Source organism: Nocardia sp. NPDC058633 (genome assembly GCF_042717045.1).
Classification (GTDB): Bacteria; Actinomycetota; Actinomycetes; order Mycobacteriales; family Mycobacteriaceae; genus Nocardia.
Genome location: NZ_JBHXRA010000006.1, coordinates 21,328 through 36,902 on the forward strand (window position 1 = coordinate 21,328; position 15,575 = coordinate 36,902).

The following is a 15,575-nucleotide window of genomic DNA, read 5'->3' on the forward strand; positions in this document are numbered from 1 at the left end:
TCGAGAATCAACCCTTGACCGCACCGGAGGTGAGGCCTTTGATCATGTGACGTTGCAGGGCGAGGAAGACGATGAGGATCGGCAACATCGTGAGCACGGTGCCCGCCATCACCGGCCCCCAGTTGGTGACGCTGGGGTTCTCGGTGTTCTGCAGCAGGGTCAGGCCCACCGGCAGGGTCGCGACATCGGCGGAGTCGGCCATCAGGAACGGCCAGAGGTACTCGTTCCACTCGTTGACCAGCGTCACCACCGCGAACGCCACCATCGTCGGCCCCGACATCGGCAGCACCACCTTGGTGAGCAGCCGCCACCAGTTCGCGCCGTCCATCCGCGCGGCCTCGATGACCTCACCGGGCAGCGACAGGAAGTGGTTGCGCATCAGGAAGGTGCCGAAGGCGACCCCGCACAGCGGAATGATGATGCCCTGGAAGGTATTGCGCCAGCCGAGCTGTGCGATGAACGCGTAGTTGGAGATCACCGTGATCTGGTTGGGCACCATCAGCGCCGCGATGATCACCAGGAACACGATGTTCTTGCCGGGGAAGCGCAAGAACACCAGGCCGTAGGCGCTGAACACGCCGAGTGCGAACTTCACCGCCGACACCACCCCGGTGACGATGATCGAGTTACGCAGGAACGTCCAGAACGGCACCGTGGTGGTGGCGTGGCTGTAGTTCTCCGGGTGCCAGCTGTTGGGCCAGTAGACCGCGGGCTGGGTGTAGATGTCGGAGCGGTCCTTGAGCGAGGTGATCAGGATCCAGAACAGCGGCACACCCACGATGATCAACACGCAGACCATCGCCGCGTAGCCGAGGAGGGTGACGGCCCGTTCCCGGCGCTTGTACGACATCGTCTGTGGACCTATATGTTTCATCGTTCGCCTCGGTCCATCACACGCACCTGGATCAACGTGACCACCAGCAGCACCACGAACATGATCGTGGCCACGGTGGCGCCGTAACCGGCCCGGAAATTGCGGAACGACTCCTCGTACACCTGGAACACCATCGTGGTCGTGCCGTTGCCGAGCGGTCCGCCGCGGGTCATCACATTGATGATGTCGAAGACCTGTAGCGAGTTGAGCAACACGGTGATCGACAGGAAGAACGTAGTCGGACGCAGTTGTGGCAGAAGGACTTTGGTGAATCTCGTCCAACTGCTCGCACCGTCCATTTCGGCGGCTTCGAGCAATTCGGCGCGCACCCCTTGCAGGGCGGCCAGATAGATCACGAAGGCATAGCCGAGGTTCTTCCAGATGTAGGTGAGCGTCACCATGAACAGGGCCCACTCCGGGTCCTGATAGAAATCGGGCACATTGTCGACGCCGAGCCGGTGTAGAACGTCTTGTACCAGACCGAAACTCGGATCGAAGATGAATTGGAAAGCGACCCCGATCGCCGCGCCCGAAATGACGAACGGCGCGAATATGGCCGAGCGGACAACATTGCGCCCGAACAGTTTTCGATCGAGCAGCATGGCGAGCGCGAGCCCGAGCGCCATACTCACCACGACCGCCGCCACGGTGAAGATCAGCGTATTGCCGACGACCTTCCATGAGTCGTCGCGCTGCCACCATTCGAGGTAATTGTCGAACCCGACCCAATTCGCCACGGGGTCTGCGATGTTCCAGTCGGTGAACGACAGCCGGATGTTGTCGGCAAGCGGTCGGTAAACGAACAGGGTGAGCAGCGCCAGGTTCGGCACCACGAGTACCACGAACAGGCCGTAGTCCTGCCACGGACGGCTTCTGCCGGGCAGCACCCGCTCTGGACTCTGTCGCACCGCGGCAGCTTTACGGCGCATGGCGAACCGTTGGTTAACCCTGTCCGCCGATTCTCTGAACTTCGGGCGCACAGTGCCGATTACAGCAAAAACCCGAACAACCCGACCTCGAAAGATCGTATTGTTCGGGTTTTGTTCAGCGGGGCTTGTTCAGTGCATCAGTTCCAGTCGCCGAGACCGTCGCCGGCACTGAGGGTTCCGCCCTGGGTGCCGGTGATGACCACGGCGTCACCGCGACGGGTGTTCTCCAGGAACCACTTCGCGTCCTCGGTGCTCACATTGAGGCAGCCGTGGCTGGCGTTGGAGTAGCCCTGCTGTGCCACCGACCACGGTGCGGCGTGCACGAAGATGCCGCTGTTGGACAGGCGGGTCGCGTACTCGACCTCGAGCTTGTAGCCCTCGGGGTCGGTGACCGGCACGCCGTAGGTCGAGGAGTCCATCGTCATCTTCTCGAGCCGCTCACCCACGATGTAGGTGCCGTTGGGCGTCTCGTGGCCGGGCTTGCCGAGCGAGGTCGGCATCTCCCGCACGACCTCGCCGTTGACCGTCACGACGATCATCTTGGTGGCGTCGTCGACGGTGGCGACGAACGCGTCACCGATGTGGAACGAGCTGGAGGTGCCACCGGCGACCACCGTCACGTCGGTGTTGGCGGGCCAGAACTCGGTGGGCTTCCAGCGAACCTGCTTGCTGGAGGTCCAGTAGAAGTAGCCCGGCGCGTTCGTGCTCGAGGTGACCTTGATGGCCCGCTCGGCGGCGGCGCGGTCTTCGACCGGCTCCTTGAAGGTGATGATGATCGGCTGGGCGACGCCGACGGTCTCGCCGTCGGCGATGTTGATGTTCGGCGGCGCGAAGGGCGCCTGCTGCGGCGGCTCGTTCACCGCCGGCTCGCTCGAACCGGTGCCGAAGCCCGGCAGAGTCGGCTGGGCCTGCGCGGGCACGGCGATCAGTGCCCCGGTCGCCGCGATCGCTGCCGACAGCAGCAGGCCCCGGCGAAGCCAGCGCGGTTGCTGCTTATTTGCCTCGTAGTGCATAGGTTTCTCGTCCATTCCATCTCTCGTTCCGCGTGCGGCGGCGCGAGATCTACTCATTGACGCGTGTTCTCATTGACGCAGAGGCCGCAACGGGTCTCCACGGGGGTAACGACTCCCCGACCCTGACCCTCCATTCCTACCCGTACCCGCGGACTCGGTGCCAGCTGTGCCGCGCGGTGATAACAGCGGCGCAACGTTGTGCCGTGCATCACATAACACGCTGTTATTCATCAGCTTCGGGCAAACGCCGCGCTCACAGCGGCGAGTCGACAGCGGTGCGCGCGAACAGCCGGGAAGCACAGCGGTGTGACTCTCAAACGTCACGTGAGGCAGATCACCCGGTGCGTGTGAAGTGGATCGCCCGATCCGGCGCGGTCGCGAGGTTGCGCGGCACGGTGCGTGGTCGCGCGCCGAGCGCGAGCGCGGGGTCGAGCGCCAACCGGACGTCGGTCAGCAGGGTGGCGAGCACGAGCCGCAGCTCGTAGTCGGCCAGCGTCGCGCCGATGCAGCGCCGGTGCCCGCCGCCGAAGGGGGCGAACTCGAACGGGCCGACCTTACGGTCGAGGAAGCGGTCGGGGTGGAACAGCCGCGGCGCGGGCCAGATCGACGCCTGACCGTGGAGTACGCCGACGGCCAGGCCGATGGTGGCGCCAGCCGCCACGTCGACGCCGCGCCAGCGCAACGGCTCCGTCACGGTGCGCAAGACGATCGGCACCGGCGGGTGCAGACGCAGGGTCTCCTGGCAGACGGCGTCGAGCAGCGGCAGTCGCGCCAGTTCGGCGGGGTCGTCGCCGGCGCCGGACAGCTCGGCGAGCAGGCGGTTGAGCAGGCCTGGTTCGCGGTGCAGGTGGTAGAGCGCCCAGGTGAGGGTGGTCGCGGTGGTTTCGTGGCCTGCCACGAGCAGCGTGCGCAACTGTTCGCAGAGTTCGGTGTCGGTGAGGGTGGTGCCGTCGTCGTAGTGGGTGGCCAGGAGCAGGTCGAGCAGGTCGCCGTCGGCCGGGCCGGTGCGGCGTCGTCGGGCGATGTCGGCCAGGATCACCTCGTCGAGCCGCTGTCGAGCCGCGGTGAACCGCTCCCACGGGCCGAAACCGCCCATGTCACGGCGTAATACGGGGGCCACCATCAGCGGTGTGCTGAACGCGGCGAGGAAATCGGTGACCACGCCGCCGTAGTCGGCCGCGCGATCGGGGTCGGGACCGAACACCGCCGCGAGAATCACCCGCAACGTGATGGCGCGCGCCGCCGCGAGCGCGTCGATCCGCGCGCCGAGCCGCCAGGGACCGCTTGCGCCACCATGGATCTCCTCGCGCGTCGCGTCGCGGATCACCGTGCCCAGTGCCCGCACCCGCGCACCGTGCAGCGCGGGTGCCAGGAGCGCGCGATCGGTGCGATGCCGCGTCCCCGCACTGAGAATCAGCGACGCCGCCCCGACCATCGGCTCGATCGGGTTGGGCCGCGGCGGCTCGAGCAGTGCGGCCGGTGCCCGGAACAATTCGCGCGCTCCCTCGGCCGTCGCGGTGAACAGCACCGCCGGGAACCCGGGAAACCCGACCGCGAACGGATCGCTGCGCGCCGCACGTCGCCGCAGGTAGCCCTCGAAATCCCGACCCGCGGCCAGGCCGTGCAGCAACGACCACCGCGGCGTGGCGGGCGCGGGGCTCAGCGAACTCATGTCGGGTACTACGGCAAACTCCTCACGACGGTTCGATCAGGCACGCGCCGTGCGGACCGTCCCCTGGGCGATCGCCGCCAGCTTGGCCAATCGCGCGTCGCCGAGCGCTGTGACGGCTCCACCCAATCGGTTGGTGACGAACGCGATCGACATGCGCAGATCGGGATCGGCGTACGCGCCGGAGCCGCCTACGCCGTAGTGGCCGAACGCGTTTCGCGGTTGCTGCTTGGTCATCAGCACCGGCCGGTGATAGCCGAGGGTGAACCGCAGCGGAAGCCCGAGGACGTAGTCGCGGCTGCTGGTCTGCTGGGTCCGGTTGATCGTCTCGATCGTCTCCGGCCGCAGCAACCGCACCTCGCCCACCTGCCCGTCGTTGGCGAGCGCGCCGTACATGGCGGCCAGCGCTCGCGCGGAGAACACCCCGTTCCAGCCGGGCATCACCGCGTCGTGCACGCGTGGGTCGCGGACCAGCTCGTCGAAACTCTCCGGCATGCCCGCCTCGGCGAGTCCGCGCGCGGGCCGCACCCACGACAGCACCGACGACGCGGTGTTCCACCGGATCCCCGGCGGCGCCAGATGCGGGAAGATCTTCGCGATCCGATGCCGCTCAGTTGGCGGCACCTGGAACCAGAATTCGTCGATTCCCAAGGGCTGCGCCACTTCTCGACGTAGCACCTCGGTGAACGGGTCGCCGGTCACCCGCTGCACGATCTCGGCCACCAGCCAGCCGAAGGTGATCGCGTGATAGCCCGAACTGCGGATGCGGCGCGGATCGGCGGGACTCTCGGCGAGGGCGGTCACCACCGCGTCGTAGTCGAGAATGCCCTCGCGGCCGGGCACCAGCCCGCGCACCCGGTGCAGGCCGGCGCGGTGGGACAGCACGTCGCGCACGGTGATGTCGTCCTTACCGTGCGCCCCGAACTCCGGCCAGTAGGTGGCCACCGGCTCCTCGTAGTCGATGAGCCCGCGCTCGGCCAGCCGGTGCAACACAGTGGCGGCCACGCCCTTGCCGGTGGAGAAGGTGAGCGCGATGTGCTCGCCGGTCCAGCGCTGGTCCTTGGCCGCCCAGCCCGCCCAGATGTCGACGACCGGGCTGCCGTTCAGATAGATCGCCAGCGCACCGCCACCGCGACTGGGCTGGGTGAACATCCCGAAGAAATGGTCGGCGAGGCGGATGAAACGCGGATCGACCACCATCTGTCGTGGCGCCGTGAAGTCGTCGGCCGGTGCCGGTGACGGGGTACTGCTCACGATGTGTGTGCGCTACTCGGAGTTCTCCTGGGAACCACCATTACCTCCTGATACGCGATCGGGGGCCCTGCGCCGCACCTGGCAACAGGAGTCCCCAGGGTATCGCAGGGATCGATTCATCGGGTTTGAGTCGACGAGGGTGGCTCGAGTGGTGTATTCACAGTAGGTGTTTGCAGATTTGCCCATCGGCCGGCTCGTCGGCGCGATCGCCATCACCGTGACCGCGTTCGTCTCGACCGGCTGCGGAGGCACCATCGACGGCTACGCCCAGCCGGCGATCGAGGTCGTCCCGGCGACCAGCAGCGCGACGCCGACCACCAAACCGGGCAAGTCGACCACGAGCAAGCCCGCGCCGACGTCGAGCAAGAGCGGTAAAACCGACTTCCAAGCCAATATCGGGGACTGCGTGTCGCTCGGCGGCACCGTCGACGACGCGACCATCGAGAAGGCCGCGTGCGGTAGTCGCTCGTCCAATTACAAGGTCATCGGCAAAGCCAAGACCAGCAGCGGCTGCGTGGGTGACCGCGACAACTTCTACGCCGAGACCCTCAACGGCATCGAGACCGGCGCGTTGTGCCTCGACATCGACTGGGTCGTCGGCGGCTGCATCGATGTGGGCGGCGACGAACCCACGCGCATCGAGTGCGGCGAGGGCGGGACCGAACCGGTCAAGGTGATCACCATCAACAAGAACTCCGACAGCGTCGACGACTGCCCCGATGCCGCCGATTCGGGCTTCAAGTACGCCGAGCGTCGCGTGGTCGTCTGCGTGGAGAGCCTGTAGTACGACGAAAGATATGCCCGGGGGCTAATTTGGAGTGGTGCCCCAGACGGTTCGGCTGAAGTCGTCCACCGGCCGGTGGATCCTGCTCGCCACCATCCTCGGCTCGTCGATGGCGTCGCTGGACGCCACCGTCGTCTCCGTCGCGCTGCCACGCATCGGCGAATCCCTGCACACCGACGTCGCCGGGTTGCAGTGGACCGTCAACGGTTACACCCTCACGCTCGCCTCGTTCATCCTGCTCGGTGGCGCGCTCGGCGACCGGCTCGGCCGACGTCGCGTATTCGTCTGGGGCATAATCGGATTCGCGATCACCTCGCTGCTGTGCGCGGCCGCGGTGAATATCGAGATGCTCATCGGCGCGCGACTGCTCCAGGGCGTGGCGGGCGCGTTGCTCACCCCGGGAAGCCTGGCGTTGATCTCGGCGTCGATCGATCGACGGGATCAGGGCAGTGCGATCGGACTGTGGTCCGGGCTCGGCGGGGTGGCAGGCGCGTTCGGGCCGCTGCTCGGCGGTGGACTGATCGATCTGGTCGGCTGGCGGGCGATATTCCTGCTCAATGTGCCGCTCGCGCTGCTGGTCGCGGTCGTCGCGATCAAGACCGTGCCGGAAAGCCGTGATCCGCAGGCCCCCACGCGCATCGATGTGCCGGGCGCGGTGATCGTCGCCTTCGCGCTCGGTGCCCTCACGCTGGGGCTCATCGATTCCCGGGTGGTGCTGGTCGCGGTCGGGGTGGCCGCGCTGGTGTGTTTCGTGCTGGTGGAACTGCGCAGCCCGAATCCGCTGGTACCGCCGTCGCTGTTCCGGTCACGGGTGTTCACGGCGGCGAATCTGGTGACGTCGCTCGTGTACGCCGCGCTCGGTGGCGTCTTCTTCCTGCTGGTTCTGCAATTGCAGCTGGTCGCCGGGTACTCGCCGATGGCGTCGGGAGCCGCGGGACTACCCGTCACGCTGCTGATGTTGGTGCTCTCGGCACCCGCGGGACGGTGGGCGCAACGGCACGGGCCGCGGATTCCGATGACGATCGGTCCGCTGCTGGCCGCGGCCGGGGTGTTCGCGCTGCAGCGGATCGGGCCGGGTGCGGACTATCTCACCGATGTGCTGCCCGGCGTGTTCGTCTTCGGGCTCGGGCTGTCGGTGCTGGTAGCGCCGTTGACCGGGGCGGTTCTCGCCGCGGTGCGTGCGGGCGAGGCCGGTATCGCGTCCGGGGTGAACAACGCCGTCGCGCGAACGGCACAGCTGCTCGCCGTGGCGGCGTTGCCCGGCCTGGCCGGGTTGTCGGGTGCGTTCGACAACCCACTTGCCTTCGCCGCCGGCTTCGACACCGCGATGCGCTGGTGCGCGCTGCTGCTGCTGATCGGCGCGGGTATCGCCGCGGTCGCGCTGCGCGTGCCGCGTCAGCCGCCGCAGCCCGACCGTGTCGACTGCCTGCCGCACTGCGCGGGTGCCGACGGGCCCGCGCTCGCGCCGAAATCTTCCGCTACACAGAAATAAGAGCGGGTCGCGTGGACAACCACGCGACCCGCTCGACATCCGGAGAGCCCAGAGACTAGATCGGGCGATAACCCGCGCCTACCCCACCGCGCGCGTTGATGTCGTCCATGATCGAGTTCATATTCGTCCCGACCTCGGGCCCGATGCAGGCCACGGCCAGGTAGGCGTTGACCATGCCGACCAAGGTGGAGCCCACGACCACCGGCGCGCCGGAATCGCCCTCGACCACGCACATCTGTGACCAGGTCTCGGTATTGGTCGCGAAGACGTCGCCCCAGGTGATGCCGCAGGTGTTGCCGGTGGTCCGGCCTTCCTTGCAGACGATCGTCGGGAACTGCGCGGGGCCGCCGACGCCGGTGATGCTGACGTTGCCGATCCGGTTGACCGGCGTGATCCGGCCCGGCGTGAACTCGATGACCGCGTAGTCGAGTTCGGCATTGCTGTACGCGAACCGGCCGATCTCGCCGTAGCCCCGATCCACTTCGGCGCTGACCGTGGCCCCGGCGTCGCCGCAATGGCCCGCGGTCAGCCCGACCAGCCTGCCCGCGCCGTCGTAGCCGACCGTGGTGACGGTGCACTCGAACGCGTTGTCGATCACGATGCCTGAGCCGCCGCCGATCACCGGGGGGCCTGCTTGCGCGGTGGCCGCGCCGGTGCCGAGTAGCGCTGCACCGAGGGCGAGGGCGAAGGCGGTGTTGGCCACCTTGGCGAGTTTGCTGAACATGTCCCTCCAGATGTCGGAAGTTCGCACGGTATCAATACGGTCTGTCTATCGTGCCTGTATTCGGTCCCGGGCGCGCCTCCGGACCGGTGCGTTTGCCGCCGTGTCGTCGACACTGTCGCGCCGTGGTTGTCATAGCGATTCCCTATTGAAATCGTGTCGCGGCGCGTCGTTCGTGTTTCTCGCGTGATGTGTTCGGATAATTCGGCGAGGACTTCGTTATGAATGACAAACTTCCGCAATATTTCTTTACCGCGACCGCCGGTACTGGGAAACCATGTAGGAAAAGCTCTTAGCGCGTAATCTCCGGAACCTCGGAATTGCGGGCGGTAGGGTCCGGCATGGCAGGTCTCATAGCCGTTTCGGACAGTGACCTCTATCTATGACAGCGCTCACATGTCGGTGATGTGTTCTGCGCTACTCCGTAGTAAGGTGCGTCAAGCAAACAAGTCGCCGGAGCGTTGAGGGTCCGGCGTCGAGAGGGGTTATGCAGTGCAGTCGACCGAGAGTCCGCCCACACGTTCACGAGTCAGCGAGGCTGTCGACTGGACGAAGGGCCTTTGGGACGACCACCCGAAGAAGTCGCTGGAAACCTTCGGCCGACAGATCACGATGGGTATCGAAGCGATCACGGAGTTGTTCGTCGCGATCTTCCGTCGGCGTTTTCCTTTCGACGAGTTCGTCCGGCAGTCCGCGTTCATGGCCAGTGTCGCCGCGGCACCGACCCTGTTGGTCGCCATCCCGATCGCGGTGATCGTCTCGATCCAGGTCGGCGCGATCGCGGGCCAGGTCGGCGCCACCTCGTTCATCGGCGCGGCAAACGGCCTCGGCATCATTCAGCAGGGCGCCCCGCTGGTCACCGCGCTGATGATCGCCGGCGCCGTCGGTTCGGCCATCTGCGCCGACCTCGGCTCGCGCACCATCCGTGAAGAGATCGACGCGATGAAGGTCATGGGCGTCGATCCGCTGCGCCGCCTGGTGGCTCCCCGCCTCGGCGCCGCGATGCTGGTCAGCTTCCTGCTCTGCGGCTTCGTCGTCTTCGTCGGCTTCCTCACCGGCTACATGTTCAACATCTTCGCCCAGGGCGGTACGCCCGGCTCCTACATGAGCACCTTCGCCTCGTTCGCGGTCACCCGCGACCTGGCGGTGGCGCTGCTGAAGTCGGTCCTCTTCGGGCTGATCGCCTCGATCATCGCCTGCGACTGCGGCCTCAACGCGCGCGGTGGCCCCGGTGGTGTCGCCAACGCGGTGAACTCCGCGGTGGTCAGTTCCACCGTCATGCTGCTCGGTGTCAACGTGGCGATCACCCAGATCTACGCCGCCGTCTTCCCCCCACAGGTGGTCTGAGCCATGTCATCTACTTACACACCGCCGCTACTGCGGCCACTGAACACGCTCAAGAAGGCGGGCAAGGCGCCCGGCGGGATGCTCGCGCGCCTGGGTCACCAGGTCTTCTTCTTCCTGCGTTCGGTCGGCTCCATCCCGCTGGCCTTCAAGCAGTACCCCAAGGAGATCTGGCGGCTGCTCTCCGACGTCACCTGGGGTAACGGCAATATCGTCGTCGGTGGTGGCACCATCGGCGTCATCCTGATCATCAGCGCCTTCGGCGGCATGACCGTGGCCATTCAGGGCCACACCTCGCTGAACCTGCTCGGCCTGAGCCCGATCACCGGCGCCATCTCGGCGTTCGCCACCACTCGCGAGCTCGGTCCGCTGCTGGCGGCGCTGGCCTTCGCCGCGCAGGCGGGCTGTCGCTTCACCGCACAGCTGGGCGCGATGCGTATCTCCGAGGAGATCGACGCCCTGGAATCGGTCGCCATCCGCCCGCTGCCCTACCTGGTCAGCACCCGGATGATGGCCGCGGTGATGGCGATCGTGCCGCTGTACTGCCTCGGCCTCACGATGGCGTACCTGGCCTGCTCGGTCACCGTGCAGTTGATCGGAGGTACCGCATCGGGAACGTACTCGCACTACTTCTTCCAATTCCTGGTACCGACGGACGTGCTGTACTCGATGCTCAAGGCGATCATCTTCGTCATGATCACGACGTTCATCCAGTGCTACTACGGCTTCTTCGCCTCGGGTGGTCCCGAAGGCGTCGGCGTGGCGGCGGGCCGCGCGATCAAGATGTGCATCATCCTGGTCGTGTTCGCCGACCTGCTCATGACATTGGCGATCTGGGGCATCGACCCCGGCATCAGGATCTCGGGGTAAACGCGCGATGATCATCGATCCGAGTGGGCGCGGACCCACCATGAAGCAGCTGTACGTGGCGGGCGCCTGTGGCCTGCTCGTCTTCGCTGTGATACTCGTTTTCCTCACGGCCAGGTACCAGGGTCACTTCGTACCCAAGGTCAACGTGGTCGCGAACCTGTCGACCACCGGTGACGGCCTGCCGTCGGATGCCGACGTGAAGTTCCGCGGCGTGCTCGTCGGCGTGGTGAAGAACGTCGACATCGGCAAGAACGCCGAACAGAAGGTGAACATCGAGCTCAAGCCCGAGTTCGCCGAGGGCATCCCGAACACCGTCACCGCACGCGTCGTGCCGTCCAACCTGTTCGCGGTCACCTCCGTGGAGCTGGTCTACAACGGTGCCACCAGCGAGCACCTGCGTGAGGGTTCGCAGATTCCCGAGGACCGCAGCAAGGGCACGATCGCCCTGCAGGACACGCTCACCACGGTGCGCGACATCCTCAACGAGGTCGATCCGGTGCAGCTGGGACGCGTGCTCGGCACGCTCACCCAGGCACTCGACGGCAGCGGCCGGGTCCCCGGCTCGACCATCCAGCGCCTCGACCACTGGCTGACCACGGTCGCCGATGCCGGCCCGAACGTGGGCGGCATGTTGGACAACTTCTCCAACTCGGCGCGCGCGCTCAACCAGTCGGCGCCGGAACTGCTCGACGTGCTCGGCTCCTCGGTGCAGACCGCCAACACCATCGCCACCAAGCGCGAACAGCTGATCGCGCTGCTGGCCGGTGCGAGCGCCACCACCGATCGGGTGAACGACCTTTTCGCGGCCAATCCCGATGTGGGCAAGGAAGTCACGGTCGGCATGAACGCCACCCTGGGTTCGCTGGCCGCCGACCCGGCCTCGATCACCGAGTTGTTCCGGGTGTTCGGTCCCTCGCTGGCCCAGCTCAACACCACCTTCCACGGCGGCCCGCACGGCAAGCAGATGGTGTGGAACGCCGGCCTCACGTTGACGCCGTATCAGCCCAACACCGTCGCCGACTGCCCGCGCTACGGCGACCTGCTCGGACCGAGCTGCTTCACCGCACCGGCCGAGGCCTCGCTGCCGCCGATGCCGGAAAACCTGCGTCCGCGCAGGCTCGACTCGGCCGCGGGTCTGCCGCCGCTGGTGTCGATCCCCGGTATGCCCGACATTCCGGGTCTGACCAGTCCCGGTGTCGCGCCGATGCAGACCGCCAACGGCACCGAGATCAAGCCGTTCCAGGGCACACCGCTCGAGGGCATCGTCCCGCCGATCCAGATTCCGGGCCTGCCCGGTGTGCTGGGTGGCGCGCCCGCTCCGGCGGCCGCACCGGCCTCGGCGCCCGCTCCGGCGACAACGCCTGCCGCGACACCGATCTCCTACACCGGTGACGCGGCGATGACTCAGCTGCTCGGTCGCAAGCCGAACGCGTCCGAATATCTGCTGCTCGGTCCGATTCTGAAGGGCGGAACCCTGCAAGTGTCCGAAAACGGGGGTGGCGCATGAGTATCCGCAAGCCACTGATCGGGTTCAGTATCTTCGCGCTCGTCTCACTGTTGGTCACCGTGGTCGTGTGGAACACACTGGCCCGCACGGTCGACGGTGATACCCGCAAGTACACCGCGATCTTCACTGATGTGCTCGGGCTGCGGCCCGGCGACGATGTCCGGATGGCCGGCGTGCGCGTCGGCAAGGTCGAGAAAATCGAGCTCGACGGCAAGAACGACGCCAAGGTGTCGTTCATCGTGCAGAGCGACCAGACACTGTTCAACGACACCAAGGCGCTGGTCAGGTACCAGAACCTGATCGGTCAGCGCTATGTCGCGCTGACCCCGGGTGGGGCGCCGAGCCCGGAGCCGATCAAGGGCGGTTCCACCATTCCGCTCGATCGCACCGAGCCCTCGTTCGATATCTCGGCCCTGCTCAACGGTTTCCAGCCGCTGTTCCAGGCGCTCGAGCCCGCCGAGGTCAACGCGATGTCGGAGACGCTGATCCAGGCGTTGCAGGGTGACGGGGTGTCGCTGTCGGCCTTCATCATCCAGGCGGCCCAGCTGGCCACCGACTTCCAACGTCGGGACGCGATCCTGTCCGACGTGATCACCAACCTGTCCGGCGTGATGGCCGGGTTGGCAAAGCGAGGGGATGAATTGGAGACCCTGGTTACCCAGACCCGGGCGTTGATCGGCGGACTCTACGACCAGGGCCAGTCGTTGCAGGCTTCCACGGTCACCCTCGCCGATTCGACGACCGCGCTGGTCGGGATGATGAGCAAGATCCAGCCCAAGCTGGCGATGGCCCAGAACTCGTCCACCGCGGCGCTGAACCTGCTGCTGGCCAACGGCGCCAAGCTCGACCAGGTCGCCATCGATATGCCCTCGATGCTCGCCGACCTCGGCCGGATGACGTCGGAAGGCACCCACGCCAACGCCTACCTGTGTGGCCTCGACGTTTCGCTGTACGGGGTCCTGTTCCCGCGCGGTCTGTTCAGCCAGATCGGTGGCACCGGCCATTCCGAGGTGTGCAGATGAGCAAGATCAAGTCAGCCTTCATCGGTAACCGCAACTTCTGGCTGGGTGTGGTCGGTGCGCTGTGCATCGTGCTGCTGCTGGTCGGTTCGAGCATCTTCCAGTTCATCGGGCTCGGAAAACAATCCATCGACGCGGAATTCGTGCAGGCCGCGGGCATCAAGACCGGCGACAAGGTCGCGGTCTCCGGTGTGCAGGTCGGCACGGTCTCCGGCGCGAAGATCGAGGGCGATCACGTGGTGATCACCCTCGATGTGGACAGCTCGCTGAAACTCGGTCCCGACGCGCACGCCGCGATCAAGATGGCGACCCTGCTCGGCGCGCGCTACGTCGACCTGCAGCCCGGCGACGGATCGGGCCTGAAGAACAAGACGATCCCGCGCACCAACACCGACGTGCCGTACAACATCGCCGACGTGGTGCAGGTGGGTACGCCGAAGTTCGAGGCGCTCGACACCAAGAAGCTCGCCGCCTCGCTCAACACCATCAACTCACAGCTCGGCGACTCGCCCGAGCTGGTGGCGCAGGCGCTCGACAGCGTCGGCGCGGTCGCCAAGGTCGTCGACCAGCGCAAGGGCGAGGTCGACAGCCTGATCAAGGACCTCAACCGGGTCACGCAGCTGCTCGCCGACAACCGCAACTCGATCCTGCTCGTCATCACCCAGGGCGAGGCCATCGCCAACCGGGTGATGGAACGGCAGAGCCTGCTGCGTCAGCTGCTCGACAATGTCGCCACGCTGACCCGTCAGCTCGAGGAGATCGGCGCCGAGAACGGTAATCAGTTCGGCGGCACCATCGGCCAGCTCAACACCATGGCCGAGGGTCTGCAGAAGAACAAGGACAATCTCGACAAGCTGCTGCAGATCGGGCAGCCGACGGCGCGTTACTTCAACAACGCCCTCGGCAACGGCAACTACGGCTCGGTCGCGCTGCCGTGGTTGTTCCCCGACAACTGGCTGTGCTTCGTTCAGGTGATCCAGGGGTGCCAAGGATGAAACTGACCAACAAGCTCCGCATCGCGCGGACGATGATGATCGCCACCACCGCGCTGGCACTGGGCAGCTGCTCGCTGCTGCCGAGTCAGTTCGACGACGCTCTCGGCCGTTCGACCAAGATCACCGCCGACTTCGAGAACATCGCCGGCATGTACGAGGGCAACGAGATCATGGTCCTCGGCCTCGCGGTGGGCAAGGTCGACAAGATCGTGCCCAAGGGCACCTACGTCGAGGTCCACATGACCATCGACGCCGGCGTCAAGGTCCCGAAAGACGCGATCGCGGCGATCATCTCGCCCTCGATCGTCACCGACCGCCACATCGAGGTCAGCCCGCCCTACACCGGCGGGGAGACACTGAAGTCCGGCGATCACCTGCCCAAGGCACGCACCAGGACCCCCGTCGAGCTGGACACGATGATCAAGACCATCGACCAGTTCGCCGCCGCGCTGAAACCCGAACCGGGCCAAGAGGGGCTGGGCCCGCTGTCGGGCCGGGTGCTCTACCCGGTACTCAACGGCAACGGCCAGAAGATCCGCGAAACTCTCGACGCGCTCTCGGGGGCGTTGAAGGTCGGTGTCGACAACAAAGACGCCATCTCCAACATCATCATCAAGCTCAACGAGCTCACCACGATGTTGGCCGACAACGATCAGTCGGTACGCGATTTCAGCGACCGGATGACCGCGATGTCGGGGTTGCTCGCCGAACAGGCCCCCGGCCTGCAGGCCACCCTCGATCAGCTCAACCAGTTCCTGGCCAACACCTCGACGACCTTCGCCGGGCACCAGGACGAACTGGCCGCCTCGCTGACCGGGCTGACCAACGTCACCAACCAGCTGCGTGCCAACTCGGGCGCGATGGTCGAAATCGTCGACGTGGTCCCGATGCTCATGCAGAACATCGACGGCGCGATCAACAAGGAAAAGGGTTTCGTCCGGCTGCACGCGCTGATCGGTACCGCCCTGTCGGGCGAGCTCATCAGTGTGTTCTGTGAGCGGATCCAGATGCGCGCCGATGGTTGCCGCACCGGGAACGTCCAGGACTTCGGCCCCGACTACGGGCTCACCGCCGCACTGCTCGGACTGACGAAATGAACCGACG

14 protein-coding genes are annotated in these 15,575 nt (G+C 66.2%); 8 read left to right on the forward strand and 6 right to left on the reverse strand.

Annotated elements, in window-relative coordinates:
- Positions 1-7 precede the first annotated feature (7 nt).
- From ACFWUR_RS09035 to ACFWUR_RS09055, 5 genes are all read right to left on the reverse strand, one after another.
- A complete protein-coding gene (locus ACFWUR_RS09035) occupies positions 8-850 on the reverse strand; it encodes a carbohydrate ABC transporter permease (protein WP_378904262.1) in 843 nt (280 codons plus the stop codon).
- A gap of 20 nt (positions 851-870) precedes the next feature.
- The gene (locus ACFWUR_RS09040; RefSeq protein ID WP_378904265.1) at positions 871-1,782 is read right to left on the reverse strand and encodes a carbohydrate ABC transporter permease; all 912 of its coding nucleotides are present in this window, start codon (positions 1,780-1,782) and stop codon (positions 871-873) included.
- Positions 1,783-1,940: 158 nt separating this feature from the next.
- On the reverse strand, positions 1,941-2,831 hold the full coding sequence (locus ACFWUR_RS09045) for a L,D-transpeptidase (protein ID WP_378904268.1): 891 nt from the start codon (positions 2,829-2,831) through the stop codon (positions 1,941-1,943).
- Between the two features lie 319 nt (positions 2,832-3,150).
- Positions 3,151-4,488, reverse strand: coding sequence for a cytochrome P450 (locus tag ACFWUR_RS09050; RefSeq protein WP_378904271.1), 1,338 nt, complete (start codon positions 4,486-4,488; stop codon positions 3,151-3,153).
- Between the two features lie 36 nt (positions 4,489-4,524).
- The gene (locus tag ACFWUR_RS09055) at positions 4,525-5,685 is read right to left on the reverse strand and encodes a serine hydrolase domain-containing protein (protein ID WP_378904987.1); all 1,161 of its coding nucleotides are present in this window, start codon (positions 5,683-5,685) and stop codon (positions 4,525-4,527) included.
- Positions 5,686-5,905: 220 nt separating this feature from the next.
- Here ACFWUR_RS09055 and ACFWUR_RS09060 point away from each other — a divergent pair, with 220 nt between their 5' ends.
- Both ACFWUR_RS09060 and ACFWUR_RS09065 read left to right on the forward strand, forming a co-directional pair.
- A complete protein-coding gene (locus ACFWUR_RS09060) occupies positions 5,906-6,523 on the forward strand; it encodes a hypothetical protein (protein ID WP_378904274.1) in 618 nt (205 codons plus the stop codon).
- 34 nt (positions 6,524-6,557) lie between these two features.
- Positions 6,558-8,015 (forward strand): MFS transporter, encoded by a 1,458-nt coding sequence (locus tag ACFWUR_RS09065; protein ID WP_378904277.1) that lies wholly within the window; start codon positions 6,558-6,560, stop codon positions 8,013-8,015.
- Between the two features lie 55 nt (positions 8,016-8,070).
- On the opposite strand, the gene ACFWUR_RS09070 is transcribed toward ACFWUR_RS09065, so the two are convergent.
- Positions 8,071-8,739, reverse strand: coding sequence for a S1 family peptidase (locus tag ACFWUR_RS09070; protein ID WP_378904280.1), 669 nt, complete (start codon positions 8,737-8,739; stop codon positions 8,071-8,073).
- A gap of 489 nt (positions 8,740-9,228) precedes the next feature.
- On the opposite strand from ACFWUR_RS09070, the gene ACFWUR_RS09075 reads away from it, so the two are divergent.
- Genes ACFWUR_RS09075 through ACFWUR_RS09100 form a run of 6 tightly spaced genes read left to right on the forward strand, consistent with a single transcriptional unit; the run spans position 9,229 to position 15,568 of the window.
- Positions 9,229-10,083, forward strand: coding sequence for an MlaE family ABC transporter permease (locus tag ACFWUR_RS09075; protein ID WP_378904283.1), 855 nt, complete (start codon positions 9,229-9,231; stop codon positions 10,081-10,083).
- Positions 10,084-10,086: 3 nt separating this feature from the next.
- Positions 10,087-10,950 carry an MlaE family ABC transporter permease gene (locus ACFWUR_RS09080; RefSeq protein WP_378904286.1) on the forward strand — a complete coding sequence of 288 codons (864 nt, stop codon included), beginning with the start codon at positions 10,087-10,089 and terminating at the stop codon, positions 10,948-10,950.
- 7 nt (positions 10,951-10,957) lie between these two features.
- The gene (locus ACFWUR_RS09085; RefSeq protein ID WP_378904289.1) at positions 10,958-12,457 is read left to right on the forward strand and encodes an MCE family protein; all 1,500 of its coding nucleotides are present in this window, start codon (positions 10,958-10,960) and stop codon (positions 12,455-12,457) included.
- On the forward strand, positions 12,454-13,479 hold the full coding sequence (locus ACFWUR_RS09090; RefSeq protein WP_378904292.1) for an MCE family protein: 1,026 nt from the start codon (positions 12,454-12,456) through the stop codon (positions 13,477-13,479). Before ACFWUR_RS09085 ends, ACFWUR_RS09090 begins: the two co-directional genes overlap by 4 nt.
- Positions 13,476-14,471, forward strand: a complete 996-nt coding sequence (locus tag ACFWUR_RS09095) for an MCE family protein (RefSeq protein ID WP_378904295.1) — start codon at positions 13,476-13,478, stop codon at positions 14,469-14,471. The genes ACFWUR_RS09090 and ACFWUR_RS09095 overlap by 4 nt, the downstream gene beginning before the upstream one ends.
- Positions 14,468-15,568 (forward strand): MCE family protein, encoded by a 1,101-nt coding sequence (locus ACFWUR_RS09100; RefSeq protein ID WP_378904298.1) that lies wholly within the window; start codon positions 14,468-14,470, stop codon positions 15,566-15,568. Before ACFWUR_RS09095 ends, ACFWUR_RS09100 begins: the two co-directional genes overlap by 4 nt.
- Positions 15,569-15,575 lie beyond the last annotated feature (7 nt).